This window comes from Janthinobacterium sp. GW821-FHT03C10, assembly GCF_059420865.1.
Genome location: NZ_JBWKUN010000006.1, coordinates 35,729 through 50,943, shown reverse-complemented (window position 1 = coordinate 50,943; position 15,215 = coordinate 35,729). Strand labels below are relative to the sequence as shown.

Below are 15,215 nucleotides of genomic sequence, written 5' to 3'. Positions count from 1 at the left end.
CGGAGCCTGGCCTTTCAAGAAGCGTGCAGCACGATTATTTCAGATACTTTGCCAGCCAGCCCTCGACTTCGCTGTAGAAGAAACGGCTGTTCTCGCCTTTCAAGATCCAGTGGTTTTCGTCCGGAAAGACCAGCAATTTCGCCGGCACGTTCAGGCGTTGTTGCACGGCAAAGTTCATCAAGGCATTATTGGCCGGCACGCGGTAGTCGAGCTCGCCCACGGTGATCAGGATGGGCGTGGTAAACCCCGTGCCTTTTTCGTGGTTGCCCGCTTGCATGACGGGGCTTTGGTCGCGCCACACGGGCAGGTTCGACCAGACGGGGCCACCCGCATTCGTTTCACGGCCGAAGCCGCCATCGCTGGTGCCCCACTGCATGATCAAATCCATTTCGCCCGCGTGCGAGACGATGGCCTTGTAGCGCGTGGTGGTTGCCTGCAGCCAGTTGGCCAGGTGGCCGCCATAGCTGGCGCCGCCGGCGGCCAGTTTCGTGCTGTCGATGAACGGATATTTCTTGATGGCTTCATCGACGCCCTGGTTGACTTCATCGCCCGGACCTTTCAAGGGGTCGAACTGGATCGAACGCGAGAATTCCTCGCCATAGCCGGTGGAACCCTTGTAGTCGGTCAGCAGCACGACATAACCTGGCTTGGCCAGCAAGTGATAGTTCCAGCGCAGCACGAACTGGTCGCGCCACATGCTGGCGGCGCCGCCGTGGATGACGGTAAACAGCGGATATTTCTTGTTCGGGTCAAAGTTGGCGGGCTTGACGAGCATATTGTGGATGCGGCGGCCGTCGGCCGTCGTGAACCAGAAGTGCTCGGGTGCCTGCCAGTCGATTTTATCCGCTTTGTCCGTGTTGAAGGCCGTCAGCCGTTTCGGCTGCTTGCCGTTGAACGCATAGATTTCCGGCGGATTGATGGCGGACTCCCACACGCCGACGAGGGCCTTGCCGCCGCTGCTCAGCGAGTTGATGGTGCCCGTCGGCAAGGACGGCTCTTCGCGCACGTCGCCGCCTTTGGCGTCGATCGAGTACAGCTTTTCCAGGCCCGCATGTTCATAGCTGAAGATGACGCGCTTGCCGCCTTCGGGCAGCACGAAGCGCGAAATCGAACGGTCCAGCTTGGCTGTCAATATCGTTGGCGCAGGGGTGCTCATCGGCCAGGCGAAGCTGGCCAGGCGTTTCACGTCATACACTTTACCGGGCGTTTGCGCGTCGCTCAAGGCAAACAGGGTCTTGCCATCGGCCGCAAATTTCAGGGCACCGTAGCTATGTTTGTCCTGCGTCAAACGCTGCGCTTCGCCGCCGGCCAAGGGCAGCAAGTACAGCTGCGAATAGACGGCTTCGCGCTGGGCCGCGTCGCGGTTGCTGGCCGCGTTGAAGACGACGGCCTTGCCGTCCGGCGTCCAGACGGCGTCCAAGGATTGCCCCTCGTCGCCCTGGCCGCCGCCAAAGCCCGGCAGCGTCACCAGTTGCGTGCCCGACAGGATGTCGCGCGGCATCGACTCCGGCTGCGCGTCGACGATGAACAGGCGCACCTGCTTGTCCGTCAGCCATTTGTCGAAGTAGCGCGGTGCCGTCGTTTCATACGAGCGGGCGCTGACTTTGCGCTCCTTGCGCTCTTTCGCGCTTTGCTTGACGTCGGCTTCCGTCTTGTTGCCTGGATAGATGTCGCTGATGAACAGCAATTGCTTGCCGTCCGGACTCCACTTCGGCATGCGCGCGCCCAGGGTGAGCGAGGTCAGGCGTTGCGCTTCGCCGCCGGCGGCCACGTCGAGGCGGTAGATCTGTCCCGCTTCATCGCCGTCGCGCTTGGCGACAAACACCAGCTGGCGGCTGTCCGGCGACCAGGCCACGGCGCTTTCGCCGCCCTTGGAATACGTCAGGCGGCGCGCGGGGCTGTCATCAAGCAGCGACTTGATCCACAGATCCGACCATTGCTCCTTGTTGTCGTAAGCGCTGTCGACGACGGAAAACACGGCCCATCGTCCGTCCGGGCTGGCGACGGGCGCGCCCACCCGTTTCATCAGCCACACGTCTTCATGCGTGATGGCGTGTCTGGCTTGCGTTTGCGTGGCGGCAACTGAGGTGGTGGCCTTGGTATCGGCGGCGTGGGCCAGCGAGGCGCAGGCCGCTGCGATCAGCAGGGAGCCGAGGGAACGGCGAAGACGGGGTGAGGTCATGGGCGTGGTCCGGAGTAGTGAAAAAAGTACAGCGGGCAACATTATTGCCCATCGATTCGGCCACTGCCAAGGCCATGAACCGTTACTTACCAGGCGGGAGGGGCGCGTATCGGGCGGGCAGCGCGTATCCGATCAGTTAAACTTGCCGCTTTACTCACGCTGGCGCTGATAGAACATGAAAATTTGTCTACCCTTATTGAAAACGGCCTTGCTGGGCGCGAGCTGTCTGCTGGCTGCCCCGGTTTTTGCCGCCGCCGCCGCACCCTACCCGAACACCAGCGCCATGGGCGTGGGCCAGGCGGAAAGCACGGCCTGGTATGCGGGCTGCCTGAAGGTCAAGGATGCGGCGCCGCCGCCGGCCGACCTGCCGGCGCCGTCGGCAGTGGCGTCCTTGCAGCAATGCCAGGCGACGGACCTGTATTACGATACCAAGAGTATGTCCTCGCCCAAGCCCGCCGACTGGCGTCCCGCGCGCCATTGCGCGATGGTCACGCAGAACAGTGCCGTGCTGATGATGCTGTACCAGAATGGACAGGGCGTGCAGAAAGACCCGTTGCTGGCGCTCAAGTATGCGTGCAGCATCGACGCGGCGCCTGCCGAGATGCAGGGCCGCATCGAACACTTGCAGCAGATTAACGCCAGCGGGCGCGGCATGATCGACTTGTGCGACGACATCACCAGCGGCTACATGATGGGCGTGTGCAGCGCCATCGATGCGCGGCAGAAACAAAGAGTGCGTGCACAGGCGACAGGCAAGGTCAGCGCAAGCATGCCGGCCGTGGCGCAAGCATCGCTGCAAAAACTGCAGGCGGCCGCAAGCAAGTTTGCCGACGCGCGCGCGGCCAACGAAACGGACTTGAGCGGCACGGCACGGGCCGCCCTGAGCATCGCCGCCCGCACGGCCGAGCTCGATCTGCTGGCGCACGATTTGCGCGAATACGAAGCGGGCAAGCTGCCGGCCAGCATGTCCAAGGAACAGGCGGCGGCGCTCGACAAGGAACTCAACGCCATCTACGGCAAGCTGATGAAAAAGCCGGCGGAAAGCCATGCGGGTGCCGTGGGCAAGGATGGCATCCGCGCCACCCAGCGCCTGTGGCTCGCGTACCGCGATGCCTGGATGAATTTTGGCGCCGTGCGCTATCCGTCCGTGACGAGCGAGACCTGGGCCGGCCTGCTGACGGCGCGACGCAACGCGCAATTGCAAGACTTGCTGGAGAATTGACGCATGCGGGAAGCCTATTATCACGAAGACGATTTCTGCATGATCGAACTGCTGCCGCTGGATAATTTGCAGCACTGTTTGACGCAGATGGGCGAGCAGCAGGCGTTCGCCGATGCGCACCGCAGCGGCGCCGGCTGGACGGACATGTACGTGCCCGAGGCGCCGCCGTCGCCATTGCGCGCGCTGGGCCTGACGGCCGAGCAGCTGCGCCTGGCGCTGGCCGATGCCTTGCCGCCGTATGACGCCGTCTACACGGGCTACAGCAGTTACCGCGTGGAATGCAGGAACGTGCTGGCCTTTGGCGGCGACAAGACGGAAACATTGTTTGCGGGCCTGGACGAGCAGGGCATCGTGTGCGACCTGTGGTGCAGCGACGGCATGCCGCAACTGTTGCTGCTGCCCTTGAAAGAGCAGCTGTTGCTGGCCGACTGGGGCGCGGGGTTTGCGTGTCCGCTGGCCGATGGTGACTTGTTCGCCCGCTATCTGCAGGAATACGAACTCGGTTGATTTATTCGCAGGCGATGGCGTTCGGCTGCGCCACCTTGACCACGGAGGCCAGGCGCGCCATGTCGTTGCCGTCGCCTTGCTCGACGTAGGGTTGATAGGTATCGATGACGATGCGCGCACGCGCCTGCCAGCCGCAATTGTCGGCCTGGCGCGCGGGCACGCGCAGCAGCCGGCGCGCCTGGGCATCGTTGCTGAAACAAAACCACGCATCGTGCGTGGCGGCAGGGCGGGGCAAGCGCCCCCATTGCGCCTTGTCGGGCGCGAAACAGACGCGGTTGCCGATGATTTCCAGGCTCATCTCGTCCGTGCGCAGGCTGTACTGGCCGTCGAGCACGATGGGCGACTGTGCCTGGGCGGACAGGCAGGCGGTGGCCAGGAGGAGGGCGGCGGCAAGTTTCATGCGGTTCTTTCTGGGCTGGCAAGACGAAGCGCCAGTATAACCGCGGGGCCGGAAACGCAAAAAGCCCATCCGTGAGGATAGGCTTTTTAGTACTGCGCATTCGTGGTAGGCCGTGCGGGATTCGAACCTGCGACCAACGGATTAAAAGTCCGCTGCTCTACCAGCTGAGCTAACGACCCGAAAGAGGCCGCATTATATATCAGTTGAAAAAGAATGCAAAGCATTCCTGCACGAAATTGAAGATGGCTCAATGCAGGGCTGCCGTGAGCTTCAGTACTTCGTCGATGCTGGTCGTGCCATCGATGATCTTGCGGGCGCCGGCGAGGCGCAGCGGCGTCATGCCGTCGAGGATGCTCTGGCGGCGCAGTGCGTGCAGGTCGGCGCCCGCCTTGATGAGCTGGCCGAACGTTTCCGTCACGCTCAGCAGTTCATAAATGCCGGCGCGCCCCAGGTAGCCGCTGTGCCGGCACTGGGCGCAGCCGGCGGGGCGGTACATGGCGCGGGGGCGTTCCAGCTGGCCGCCCGTCAGGCGCTGCCATGACGCGTCGTCCGGGGCGGCGCCCGGTTGTTTGCAGGCCGGACACAGGCAGCGCAGCAGGCGCTGCGCCAGCACGCCGATCAGGCAGGCTTCCAGCAGATAGGCGGGCAAGCCCAGTTCCAGCAGGCGCATGACGGCCGAGGGCGCGTCATTGGTGTGCAGGGTCGACAGCACCAGGTGGCCCGTCAGCGCCGCCTGGATGGCCATCTCGGCCGTGGCCAGGTCGCGGATCTCGCCGACCATGATGATGTCGGGATCTTGCCGCATCAGCGCCCGCACGCCATCGGCAAACGACAGTTCGATGCCGGCCTGGGTTTGCACCTGCATCTGGTTGAAGGCCGGCTCGACCATTTCGATGGGGTCTTCCACCGTGCACACATTGACTTCGCTGCCGGCCAGCGCCTTCAGGGTGCTGTACAGGGTGCTGGTCTTGCCCGAGCCGGTGGGACCCGTGACCAGCACGATGCCGTGCGTGCGCGCCGTCAGCTGGCGCCAGCGTTCGGCATCGGCGGGCGGAAAGCCCAGTTCCGCCAGGCTCTTGACGGCCACTTCCGGATCGAAGATGCGCATGACGAGCTTTTCGCCGAAGGCCGTGGGCAAGGTCGACAGGCGCAGCTCGACTTCCTGGCCCTGCGCATTGCGCGTCTTGATGCGGCCATCCTGCGGGCGGCGCTTTTCCACCACGTCCATGCGCCCTAGCAACTTGATGCGCGCCGTCATGGCCAGCAATACCACGGGCGGCAGCTGGTAGGCCTGGTGCAGGCGGCCGTCGATGCGCAGGCGCACGAGGCCCGCGTCGCGCTTCGGTTCCAAATGGATGTCGGACGCGCGCTGGGCAAATGCGTATTGCCACAGCCAGTCGACGATGCGCACCACATGCTGGTCGTTGGCGTCGAGGCTGGTCTTGTTGCGCCCCAGTTCCACCAATTGTTCGAAATTGTGGCGCAGCGCCAGGTCTTGCGTGGATGCTTGCCGGGCCACCTTGACGGAACTGGCCAGGCTGAAAAATTGCGCGATGGCATCGGCGATGTGCAGCGGGTTGGCGATGACGAGGTTCAGCTTGCGCGGCGCCAGGTTGCCCAGCTGCGCCTGCCAAGCGAGCGCGTAGGGCTGGGCCGTGGCGATGACGATGCGGTCAAGCGTGCTTTCCACGGGCAGGATGTTGAAGCGGGCGGCATAGCCGGCCGTCATGACGTCGGCCACCTGGCTGAAATCGATGTGCAGGGGATCGATGCGCAGATACGGCAGGCTTGCGCGTTGCGCCAGCCAGGCGCACAGGGTATCGAGCGTGAGTGCGCCATGGGCGATGCCGCACAGCGGGTGCAAGGCGGGCGCCGGCAGCAGGGCGGCCTGGGTGGCGATGGCGGCCGCTTGCGCCGCGTCGAGCAAGCCGTCTTCCTGCAGCCAGGCCAGCAGTTGCGGCAGTTCCAGCGGCGTGTCGGGAGACTGAGGAGGGGAAGCGGGCATGGCCGACGCCTTTCATGGCTGCCGGCCTGCGTGGGCGTGCCGGCGCTTACAGGGTGCTGGCGATGCCCTTGACCCAAGTCTTGGCGGGCAGCTTGGTCTCGGCGACGATCTGCTTGGCCCGTTCCAGCAAGGCGGCTTGCGCGTCGGCATCGAGCGCCACTTTCGTCTTGAACGCGATCGCCACCACGTTCCCATCATGGACTTCCGGCAGGCAGATCACCTGTGCAAACGCAAACTTCATCGCCTTGATGTTCTTTGCGTAGCTGGGGTGGTCGCCAAACAGGTTGACCGTCATGATGCCGTGCGGCGCCAGGCAGGCGCAGCAGGCGGCATAGAAATCGGCGCTGTCGAGCACGGGACCGCGCGCCGTGGCGTCGTACAGGTCCACTTGCAGGGCGTCCAGGGTGCCGTGCTTGGCTTCATCGTTGACGTAGTCGAGCGCGTCCATCTCGCGCACGTGCAGGCGCTCGTCGTTGGGCGGCAGCTTGAACATCGAGGCGCAGATGGTGATGACGGACGGGTTCAGTTCGATGGCCTCGACCTGTGCCTGCGGGAACTGGCGGTAGCAGAACTTGGTCAGCGCGGCCGTGCCCAGGCCCAGCTGGGCGAGGCGCTGCGGTTGCTCGATCCACAACATCCACGCCATCATCTGCTGCGCGTATTCGAGCTCCGGCCAGTCCGGCTTGCGGATGCGCATGGCGCCCTGCACCCATTCCGTGCCGAAATGCAGATAGCGCACGCCATCCATTTCTGACAGGGTGACAGGAGCGTAGCGGGGCTTGCGCGCAGGGCGCGAGGATTCGACTTGTTCGATGGATTTTCGTTTGATAAGCATAAGGCGGCCTGAAAGTGTGCCGCATTATAGCCCGTGCCGGAGCGCCATAAAAAATGCCGGCCCCATGAGAACGACATGGGGCCGGCATTTTCATACTGAGTAAGAACGCCTGACAGAAGCGTCGCGAGCGGAAGGCAGAGGTGGCCGAGAAGCGCAACCGTGCTTAGTACGGGGGCGCCGAGCCGGTGAGCATCGCAGGCCGCCTATGCCGACGCGCAGCAGCTTATGTCAAGCGTTACTGCTGTGCTGGTTCAATCGAGACGCGCAGACGGATGCGCTCGCCCGGATCGTAGGACATGATGCTCGTATAGTTACGGCCGCGGTAGTCGTAGGTGACCTGGTAGCCATTGTTGCGCGATTCCCAGTGGTCGACCTGGCGGCATTGCTTGACGGCTTGTTCCTGCATGCCGCCCTGGTAATTGTTCTGGTTGTCGACACGGTCGCCGACGACCGCGCCGGCGATCGCGCCCGCCGCGGCGGCGGCCGTGCGGCCATTGCCGCCACCGACCTGGCTACCGAGCAGGGCGCCGGCGATACCGCCGACGATGGAGCCGCCAGCGCTGCGCTGTTGCGGCGGTGCCTGCACTTGCACGTATTCCGTACGGCATTCCTGGCGTGGACGGTTGATCTGTTCCACTTGCGGCACGACGCGCACGACCTTGCCGAAATCTTCAAAGTCGGCGGCCTGGGCGAGTGGCAATGCACCGATACAAAGGGCTGACATCATCAATTTGGCTTGCAAGTTCATTTGTAACCTCGTTATCTAGAGAATCTTTCAGGGTATTTTTTACAACTTGGGACTATAGTAATCCCGCCAGGCCCGGGCAAGTGTTTCGCATGGCAACAAAATGTAACAGCCCAAGCCCCTTGCCCCACAGTCTGTAACATGCACTTTCAATCGATACAAGATGTTGAAGTGACTTGAAACCAGCGGTTTGTAACAAATCTTGCGTTTGACATCATATTCGGGTTGATTCATGCAGGACAACACGTTACCCTAATACGCGTATGGCTTATATAAAATCGCACTGAATCGCATAAAAGTTGATACAGATCGAATCACCGCGTGCGCATTGACCCGCGTGCGGGGATGCAATAAGAAGAGCAGCTAGAAAAAATCCATACATAACAGGTCGATTTGAGGGAAAAATGAGTTTGTTACTAACCGTGCCGCCCAACCTTGTCCAGTCCATCCGTGCCTTTCGCGTGACCGAATTACAAGACGAGGCGATCCGTCTCGGGCAGCACTTTTTATATGCGCATTGCAACGCTGGACAGACCAAACAACAAGTCATCGGCATTATTGCGGAAGCCTTCCTGTTTCCGAAAAACCTGGCGAAGAATTTCGATGCCCTGCGCCTGTGCCTGACGGACACCATGTTCAAGGCGGGCACGCAGACGGGCTTCCTGGTGGTGCTCGAGCAATTGCCAAATACGCAAAAATTTGACAAGGAAGCGCGCGAGATCCTGCTCGACGTGTTCCGCGACGCGGCCGACTACTGGGCCGAGAAGAAAGTCCCGTTCCGCGTCTTCTATTCGTTCGAGTAAGCGCCTACTCACGTCGAGGCGTCGTCAAGTCAGCCTTTTATGCCCTCGTCGGGCGGCGCAATCCGGCTGCGGCGGCGGCCCGGCAGGTATGTTGCGCCGCAACAATAATAGCGGCCTTTCTTGGTTCGCATCGCCATAGCGGGTACAATGCGCGCTATGAAAAATATCGTTATCCTCATTTCCGGACGCGGCAGCAACATGGAAGCGGTCGTGCGCGCGGCGCAAGCCGAGCAGTGGCCAGCCCGTATTGCCGCCGTCATCAGTAACCGGGCCGATGCCCAGGGACTGGTTTTTGCCGCGCAACATGGGATAGCGACGGCCGTCGTTGCCAACAAGGATTATGCCAGCCGCGAACAGTTCGATGCGGCGCTGCAAGCCGTGATTGACGGCTACGCCCCCGACCTGGTCGTGCTGGCCGGTTTCATGCGCATCCTGACGCCGCCCTTCGTCGAGCATTACGCGGGGCGCATGCTCAATATCCACCCGTCGCTGCTGCCGCTGTTCCCTGGCATGGCGACGCACCGCCAGGCGCTCGAGGCGGGTGTGACGGAACACGGCGCGACCGTGCATTTCGTAACAGCCGAGCTCGATCATGGCCCGGCCGTGGCGAGCGCGACCGTCCCCGTCTTGCCTGGCGACACAGAAGACAGCTTATCGGCGCGCGTGCTGGTACAGGAACATCTGCTTTACCCGCGCGCCATCCGCCTGTTCATTGACGATAAACTGTCGCTCGAGCATGGCCAGGTCCGCGTGGACCCTCAATAAAATATTACAGGAAGAATAACAATGAGATTGCCACCAGCGATACTTGCCAATGCTGAAGAAGTATTGCGCGAAATTTTACGTTTCACGGCCCCGGCCGACACCACCTTGTCGCGCTATTTCCGCGACCATCCGCGCCTCGGTTCGCGCGAACGCGGCGCCATCGCCGAAGGAATCTATGCCGTGCTGCGCAACAAATCGTTCTTCACGGACTTCGCCGAAGCGGGCAGCGGCCCGACCATGCGCCGTCTGACCATCCTCGGCCTGGCCGAAGCCGTCGGCGCCGACTCACTGGGCGGCTTGACGGAAGAGGAAGTGGAATGGCTGGAACGCATCACGCAGATCGACCGCAGCCTGATGCCGGCGAACATGCGCGCCAATATGCCGACCTGGCTGTTCGATAAGCTGATCGCCCAGTTCGGCGAAGCGGAAACCATGAAGCTGGCCGATGCGCTGAACGCGCCGGCGCCGCTGGACTTGCGCGTCAACTCGCTCAAGGCCACGCGCGACGACGTCATGCTGGCCCTGGCCGAAGCGCCTATCCTCAGCACGCCGACGCCCTATGCGCCGCTGGGTTTGCGCGTCATCAAGAAGCCTTCGCTGCAAAACCTGCCTTTGTTCCAGAGCGGCGCCATCGAAGTGCAGGATGAGGGCAGCCAGATCCTGTCGCAGATCGTCGGCGCCAAGCGCGGCGAGATGGTGGTCGATTTCTGTGCCGGCGCAGGCGGCAAGACCCTCGCATTGGGTGCGCTGATGCGCAACACGGGCCGTCTGTACGCCTTCGACGTGTCGGAAAAGCGTCTGGCCAAGCTGAAACCCCGCATGGCCCGCAGCGGCCTGTCGAACGTGCATCCGGTGCAGATCGCGCATGAGCGCGATGCCAAGATCAAGCGCCTGGCCGGCAAGATCGACCGCGTGCTGGTCGATGCGCCATGCAGCGGCCTGGGCACCCTGCGCCGCAATCCGGACGTGAAATGGCGCCAACAACCGAATTCCATCGTTGAGCTGCAAGCCAAGCAGGCGGCCATCCTGGCCGGCGCGGCGCGCCTGGTGAAGGGCGGCGGCCGCCTCGTGTACGCCACCTGCAGCTTCCTGAACGAAGAAAACGATCAGATCGCCGAACAGTTCCTGGCTGCCAACCCCGACTTCACGCTGGTGCCGATGAGCAAGGTGCTGGCCGAACAGAAGATCGAGCTGGAAATGGGCGACTACCTGAAACTGCTGCCGCACCTGCACCAGACCGACGGTTTCTTCGCCGCCGTGTTCGAGCGCAAGGTCATGCCGAAAAAAGTCTACGCCGATGAAAAACCGGCCGACGACGTTGACGCTGAACCAGCCGAGTAAGCCTGTCACGGGCCGCCGCTGCACCCTGCAGCGGCGGCCTTCAATGCCGCCAGCCCGCCTGGCGGCATGGGAGCACTCCCCATCCGTACCACCTTCGCCCCACCTTCCGGACCGCATCCGCCATGAATGAAACCCCGCTGCTCAACCTGATCACTGATTTTGTCGATGATTTCCGCCAACCGGCCATCCTGTGGCAGGCGCTGGTCATCGTCGCCTGCCTGGCGCTGAGCTGGCTGCTGGTGCGGCAGTTGCGCGTGTTCCTGCACAAACGGGCGGAAGCGGCGGCCACGCCCGCCACGCCGGAAACCCTGCAGCGCACGGACAGTTTCATCCGCATTTTGACGCCCGTGCTGGCGGCCATGCTGCTGGGCATTGCGCAGCATTTCCTGGCCAAGTTCCAGTCGGTGAACCTGCTCAGCATTGCCATCCCCCTGTGCACCTCGATGGCGCTGGTGCGCTTCGGTTTTTATGTGCTGCGCCGCATTTTTGCCCACCATGGCAACGTCAGCCCCACCATGTTGTTGCTGGAAAAAATCTTCACGGTGGTGGTGTGGGCCGGCATGGCCCTGTACATCACGGGCCTGTGGCCGGAACTGCATGCTTTCCTGGAAAGCATCGTCGTGCCGCTGGGGCGCAACAAGGTGTCGGTGGCTGCCATCTTGCAAGCCGCTATTTCCGTCGCCGTGCTGCTGGTGCTGGCCATGTGGGCCGGCACCTCGCTCGACGAGCGCCTGATGAAAATGCAGGGCTTGCACACCTCCCTGCGCGTGGTGCTGTCGCGCATGGGCCGCGCCGTGCTGATCCTTGTCTCCGTGCTGGTCAGCCTGTCGCTGGTGGGCATCGACTTGACGGTGCTGTCCGTGTTCGGCGGCGCCTTCGGCGTGGCGCTGGGCTTCGGCTTGCAAAAGATCGCCGCGAACTTTGTGTCCGGTTTCATCATCCTGCTCGACCGCAGCCTCACCATTGGCGACATGATCACGGTGGGTCAATTTACGGGCAAGGTCACGCAGATCAATACGCGCTATACTGTGTTATTGGGTGGCGATGGCGTGGAATCCATCGTGCCGAATGAAATGCTGATTTCCGGCGGCGTGCAGAACATGTCGCTGAGCAACCGCATGGTGTGGCTGTCGACGGCCGTGTCGGTGGGCTATGAAACGGATCTCGATGTCATCTTCCCCTTGCTGGAAGCGGCGACGGCCAAGGTGCCGCGTGTGTCGCAAAGCAATCCGCCCTCGGCGACGCTCGTGCGTTTCGGCGCCGACGGCCTTGATGTGCAGATCGGCTTCTGGATCGCGGATCCGGAAAACGGCACCGGCGGCGTGAAGTCGAATGTGAACCGCGCCATCTGGCGCACCTTGCAGGAACATAAGGTCACTGTACCGTTTCCGCAACGCGAATTGCGTATTGTTGGTACGCCTCCTGCCCCGCTCGCCAGCGCGGCAGACGGTGAGTCCCCGCCATCCGGCACCCAGCCATAACCTCGCTGCCTGCCTCCGATTTTGCCTGATAGCACCCATTAGGGCGTACAATCACGCCTAAAATTAACTCTGCCGGACCTCCAGAGTCACTGGAGCGACCGTGCGCACGCCCTGTCCACTTGGAGTAGCAGTAATGACATTGAGTTCCGTTTTACACGACGTTTTGCAGTTCATGGCCACTGGCATTACCGATCTGTCCGCATGGCAAGTGTTCCTGTACACCATGGTGGTCACCCACATCACGATCGCCAGCGTCACAATCTACCTGCACCGCCACCAGGCCCACCGGGCGCTGGAATTGCACGCCATTCCCAGCCATTTCTTCCGTTTCTGGCTGTGGCTGACGACGGGCCAGGTCACCAAGGAATGGGCGGCCATCCACCGCAAGCACCATGCCAAGTGCGATACGGAAGAAGATCCGCATAGCCCCGTGACGCGCGGCATCAAGAAAGTGTTCTGGGAAGGCGCCGAGCTGTACCGCGCTGAATCGAAGAACATGGAAACCATGGCGAAATATGGCCACGGCACGCCGACGGACTGGATCGAGCGCAACCTGTACACCAAATACAGCTGGCTGGGCGTGGTCTCGCTGTTCGTCATCAATTTCGTGTTGTTCGGCGTGATCGGCATTTCCGTGTGGGCCGTGCAAATGATGTGGATCCCCATCACGGCGGCTGGCATCATCAACGGCATCGGCCACTACTGGGGCTACCGCAACTACGACTGCGCCGACGCGGCCACCAACATCATTCCCTTCGGCATCCTGATCGGTGGCGAAGAGTTGCATAACAACCACCATACGTATGCGACGTCGGCCAAGCTGTCGTCGAAATGGTATGAGATCGATATCGGCTGGGCGTATATCCGCGCGCTGGAAATGCTGGGCCTGGCCAAGGTCAAAAAACTGGCGCCGGCGCCGAAGTTCTCTCACGGTAAGCTGGAAGCGGACTTCGACACCTTGCAATCGGTCATCGCCAACCGCTACGACGTGATGGCCAAGTACGCGAAATCGATCAAGCATGCATGGAAGGAAGAACTGGAACACCTGAAGCACAAGGCGGAACTGGAAAAGCGTTTCCTGAAGTCGTCGCGCAAGCTGATGCAGCGCGAACCGGGCAAACTGGCCGATGCGCACCATGAGCAGCTGTCGGAACTGTTCCAGCACAGCAAGGCACTGGAAACCATGCACCACATGCGCGTGGAACTGGGCGCCATCTGGGAGCGCTCGCACTTTACGCGGGAACAGTTGCTGCAGAAGCTGCAAGACTGGTGCACGCGCGCCGAAGCGTCGGGCATCAAGTCGCTGCAGGATTTCTCCTTGCGCCTGCGCAGCTATGCCTGAGTAAATTGTTGCGCCATATCTAGGCCCTGATTTCCAGGGCCTTTTTTTCGTCCCGGCACAAGGGGAGAGCGGCGAGATGAAAATCAGGGCGAAAAAAAACCGCTCATCGGAGCGGCTCTTTTTACAGAACACAATATCAATTACTTGATCTTGGTTTCTTTGTACGTGACGTGCTTGCGTGCTTTAGGATCGAATTTCATGATCTCCATTTTCGCAGGCGTCGTACGCTTGTTTTTGGTAGTCGTGTAGAAGTGACCCGTACCGGCGGTCGATTCTAACTTGATTTTGTCGCGGCCTGATTTTGCCATGATAGCTCCCTTATTCTGCTAATTAGACTTTTTCGCCACGAGCGCGCATATCGACCAATACGGCGTCGATGCCGACTTTATCGATGACGCGCAGACCGGCGTTGGACAAACGCAGGGAGACCCAGCGGTTTTCAGATTCAACAAAAATACGACGATTCTGCAAGTTAGGCAAAAAACGACGTTTGGTTTTGTTGTTTGCATGGGAAACATTGTTGCCGACCATCGGCTTCTTCCCAGTGACTTGGCAAACACGTGCCATGGCGCACTCCTTAAAGATATTCCAAATTGGAAAAACGAGAGTATATCCAAAATAAGCAGATTTATCAATGACTTGCGAAAAACAATTGTGTCATGTTGTATTGGATTTATTTAACAATTTGACTTTTACCCTTCTCCCTAGGGGAAAGCACTGGTAAACAGCGCTGTTTACTGTTAGATAAGCGTCCCGCTGCTGTCACGTATGTCCTTGTTTACACATGGTTAACTGCGGCCAGGGCGGTATTGGCCTAGATCTGGCCGTGTTCCGCGAACGAATGCACGTGCCGTCCGGCCACGACGAAATGGTCGAGGATGCGCACGTCCACCAGCGACAGGGCCTGCACCAGCGCGCGCGTCAGCAATAGATCCGATTCGCTCGGTTCCGGCGTGCCGGACGGGTGATTGTGGGCCAGCATGACGCTGGCCGCGTTGTGCAGCAGCGCCTGTTTCACCACTTCGCGCGGATACACGCTGGTGTGGGTGAGGGTGCCGCGAAACATTTCCTGGGTCGCGATCAGGCGGTTCTTGACGTCCAAAAACAACACGTGGAATGCTTCATGCGCCAGGTGGCCCAGGGTCAGGCGCAGATAATCTTTGACGGCCTGCGGCGAATTGAGGGCTTGCCCGGCCTGCAAGTCCTCGATGATGGCGCGCCGCGCCAGCTCCAGCACGGCTTGCAGCTGGGCGAACTTGGCGCTGCCCATGCCGTGCACGGCGGAAAAACTCACGAGGCTGGCGCCAAACAGGCCCCGCAAGGAGCCGAAGTGCTCGACCGTGTCGCGCGCCAGCTCCACGGCGCTCTTGCCGCGCACGCCCGTGCGCAGGAACACAGCCAGCAATTCCGCGTCCGACAGCGACTGCGCGCCATCCTCGATCAGGCGCTCGCGCGGCCGTTCGCCGGCCGGCCAATCCTTGATGCCCATGCTGCCTCCCCGTCGCGCCCAGCTCGTCGTGGCGCCTGCCGACGATTGTCGCGCCTTCCCCGGGCGGCCATGCTGCGCTAGCTCGTCTTCCTGTCAGA

Annotated in this window: 15 protein-coding genes and 1 tRNA gene; 7 read left to right on the top strand and 9 right to left on the bottom strand. The window is 61.6% G+C overall.

Annotated features, from left to right (window positions below):
- Positions 1 to 34: 34 nt before the first annotated feature.
- Positions 35 to 2,182, bottom strand: coding sequence for a prolyl oligopeptidase family serine peptidase (locus tag AC07VH_RS20030; protein WP_494787762.1), 2,148 nt, complete (start codon positions 2,180 to 2,182; stop codon positions 35 to 37).
- Between the two features lie 175 nt (positions 2,183 to 2,357).
- On the opposite strand from AC07VH_RS20030, the gene AC07VH_RS20025 reads away from it, so the two are divergent.
- Both AC07VH_RS20025 and AC07VH_RS20020 read left to right on the top strand, forming a co-directional pair.
- Positions 2,358 to 3,404 (top strand): lysozyme inhibitor LprI family protein, encoded by a 1,047-nt coding sequence (locus AC07VH_RS20025; RefSeq protein WP_494787761.1) that lies wholly within the window; start codon positions 2,358 to 2,360, stop codon positions 3,402 to 3,404.
- Positions 3,405 to 3,407: 3 nt separating this feature from the next.
- Positions 3,408 to 3,911 (top strand): hypothetical protein, encoded by a 504-nt coding sequence (locus AC07VH_RS20020; RefSeq protein WP_494787760.1) that lies wholly within the window; start codon positions 3,408 to 3,410, stop codon positions 3,909 to 3,911.
- Between the two features lies 1 nt (position 3,912).
- Here the strand turns inward: AC07VH_RS20020 and AC07VH_RS20015 are convergent, their stop codons facing one another.
- The 5 genes from AC07VH_RS20015 to AC07VH_RS19995 form a co-directional block, all read right to left on the bottom strand.
- Positions 3,913 to 4,311, bottom strand: a complete 399-nt coding sequence (locus AC07VH_RS20015) for a hypothetical protein (RefSeq protein ID WP_494787759.1) — start codon at positions 4,309 to 4,311, stop codon at positions 3,913 to 3,915.
- A 103-nt stretch (positions 4,312 to 4,414) separates the two neighbouring features.
- Positions 4,415 to 4,490, bottom strand: a tRNA-Lys gene (locus AC07VH_RS20010).
- Positions 4,491 to 4,558: 68 nt separating this feature from the next.
- Positions 4,559 to 6,316, bottom strand: coding sequence for a GspE/PulE family protein (locus AC07VH_RS20005; protein WP_494787758.1), 1,758 nt, complete (start codon positions 6,314 to 6,316; stop codon positions 4,559 to 4,561).
- A 46-nt stretch (positions 6,317 to 6,362) separates the two neighbouring features.
- Positions 6,363 to 7,151, bottom strand: coding sequence for a class I SAM-dependent methyltransferase (locus AC07VH_RS20000; protein ID WP_489630003.1), 789 nt, complete (start codon positions 7,149 to 7,151; stop codon positions 6,363 to 6,365).
- 235 nt (positions 7,152 to 7,386) lie between these two features.
- Entirely contained in the window at positions 7,387 to 7,899 is a 513-nt protein-coding gene (locus AC07VH_RS19995) for a glycine zipper 2TM domain-containing protein (protein ID WP_034785134.1), read from the bottom strand.
- A gap of 401 nt (positions 7,900 to 8,300) precedes the next feature.
- Here AC07VH_RS19995 and AC07VH_RS19990 point away from each other — a divergent pair, with 401 nt between their 5' ends.
- From AC07VH_RS19990 to AC07VH_RS19970, 5 genes are all read left to right on the top strand, one after another.
- Positions 8,301 to 8,699, top strand: coding sequence for a barstar family protein (locus tag AC07VH_RS19990; RefSeq protein WP_034747450.1), 399 nt, complete (start codon positions 8,301 to 8,303; stop codon positions 8,697 to 8,699).
- A 156-nt stretch (positions 8,700 to 8,855) separates the two neighbouring features.
- Positions 8,856 to 9,464, top strand: a complete 609-nt coding sequence (gene purN, locus AC07VH_RS19985) for a phosphoribosylglycinamide formyltransferase (protein ID WP_489630004.1) — start codon at positions 8,856 to 8,858, stop codon at positions 9,462 to 9,464.
- 21 nt (positions 9,465 to 9,485) lie between these two features.
- Positions 9,486 to 10,805 carry an RsmB/NOP family class I SAM-dependent RNA methyltransferase gene (locus tag AC07VH_RS19980; protein WP_475414726.1) on the top strand — a complete coding sequence of 440 codons (1,320 nt, stop codon included), beginning with the start codon at positions 9,486 to 9,488 and terminating at the stop codon, positions 10,803 to 10,805.
- A 122-nt stretch (positions 10,806 to 10,927) separates the two neighbouring features.
- On the top strand, positions 10,928 to 12,286 hold the full coding sequence (locus tag AC07VH_RS19975; RefSeq protein WP_475414725.1) for a mechanosensitive ion channel family protein: 1,359 nt from the start codon (positions 10,928 to 10,930) through the stop codon (positions 12,284 to 12,286).
- Positions 12,287 to 12,419: 133 nt separating this feature from the next.
- Positions 12,420 to 13,628: a DesA family fatty acid desaturase gene (locus tag AC07VH_RS19970; protein ID WP_475418350.1), complete on the top strand. Its 1,209-nt coding sequence runs from the start codon at positions 12,420 to 12,422 to the stop codon at positions 13,626 to 13,628.
- A 140-nt stretch (positions 13,629 to 13,768) separates the two neighbouring features.
- Here AC07VH_RS19970 and rpmG read toward each other — a convergent pair whose 3' ends face one another.
- From rpmG to radC, 3 genes are all read right to left on the bottom strand, one after another.
- Positions 13,769 to 13,936, bottom strand: coding sequence for a 50S ribosomal protein L33 (rpmG, locus tag AC07VH_RS19965; RefSeq protein WP_010400929.1), 168 nt, complete (start codon positions 13,934 to 13,936; stop codon positions 13,769 to 13,771).
- 22 nt (positions 13,937 to 13,958) lie between these two features.
- Positions 13,959 to 14,195, bottom strand: coding sequence for a 50S ribosomal protein L28 (rpmB, locus tag AC07VH_RS19960; protein WP_010400928.1), 237 nt, complete (start codon positions 14,193 to 14,195; stop codon positions 13,959 to 13,961).
- A 247-nt stretch (positions 14,196 to 14,442) separates the two neighbouring features.
- A complete protein-coding gene (gene radC, locus AC07VH_RS19955; protein ID WP_475414723.1) occupies positions 14,443 to 15,117 on the bottom strand; it encodes a RadC family protein in 675 nt (224 codons plus the stop codon).
- Positions 15,118 to 15,215: the final 98 nt, after the last annotated feature.

What these genes read in the sequence shown, in the direction of transcription:
- purN (WP_489630004.1), top strand. Translation starts at nt 8,856, where the DNA reads ATGAAAAATATCGTTATCCTCATTTCCGGACGCGGCAGCAACATGGAA.
- AC07VH_RS20020 (WP_494787760.1), top strand. Translation starts at nt 3,408, where the DNA reads ATGCGGGAAGCCTATTATCACGAAGACGATTTCTGCATGATCGAACTG.
- rpmB (WP_010400928.1), bottom strand. Translation starts at nt 14,195, where the DNA reads ATGGCACGTGTTTGCCAAGTCACTGGGAAGAAGCCGATGGTCGGCAAC.
- AC07VH_RS20030 (WP_494787762.1), bottom strand. Translation starts at nt 2,182, where the DNA reads ATGACCTCACCCCGTCTTCGCCGTTCCCTCGGCTCCCTGCTGATCGCA.
- AC07VH_RS20005 (WP_494787758.1), bottom strand. Translation starts at nt 6,316, where the DNA reads ATGCCCGCTTCCCCTCCTCAGTCTCCCGACACGCCGCTGGAACTGCCG.
- radC (WP_475414723.1), bottom strand. Translation starts at nt 15,117, where the DNA reads ATGGGCATCAAGGATTGGCCGGCCGGCGAACGGCCGCGCGAGCGCCTG.
- AC07VH_RS19975 (WP_475414725.1), top strand. Translation starts at nt 10,928, where the DNA reads ATGAATGAAACCCCGCTGCTCAACCTGATCACTGATTTTGTCGATGAT.
- AC07VH_RS20015 (WP_494787759.1), bottom strand. Translation starts at nt 4,311, where the DNA reads ATGAAACTTGCCGCCGCCCTCCTCCTGGCCACCGCCTGCCTGTCCGCC.
- AC07VH_RS19990 (WP_034747450.1), top strand. Translation starts at nt 8,301, where the DNA reads ATGAGTTTGTTACTAACCGTGCCGCCCAACCTTGTCCAGTCCATCCGT.
- rpmG (WP_010400929.1), bottom strand. Translation starts at nt 13,936, where the DNA reads ATGGCAAAATCAGGCCGCGACAAAATCAAGTTAGAATCGACCGCCGGT.
- AC07VH_RS19980 (WP_475414726.1), top strand. Translation starts at nt 9,486, where the DNA reads ATGAGATTGCCACCAGCGATACTTGCCAATGCTGAAGAAGTATTGCGC.
- AC07VH_RS20000 (WP_489630003.1), bottom strand. Translation starts at nt 7,151, where the DNA reads ATGCTTATCAAACGAAAATCCATCGAACAAGTCGAATCCTCGCGCCCT.
- AC07VH_RS19970 (WP_475418350.1), top strand. Translation starts at nt 12,420, where the DNA reads ATGACATTGAGTTCCGTTTTACACGACGTTTTGCAGTTCATGGCCACT.
- AC07VH_RS20025 (WP_494787761.1), top strand. Translation starts at nt 2,358, where the DNA reads ATGAAAATTTGTCTACCCTTATTGAAAACGGCCTTGCTGGGCGCGAGC.
- AC07VH_RS19995 (WP_034785134.1), bottom strand. Translation starts at nt 7,899, where the DNA reads ATGAACTTGCAAGCCAAATTGATGATGTCAGCCCTTTGTATCGGTGCA.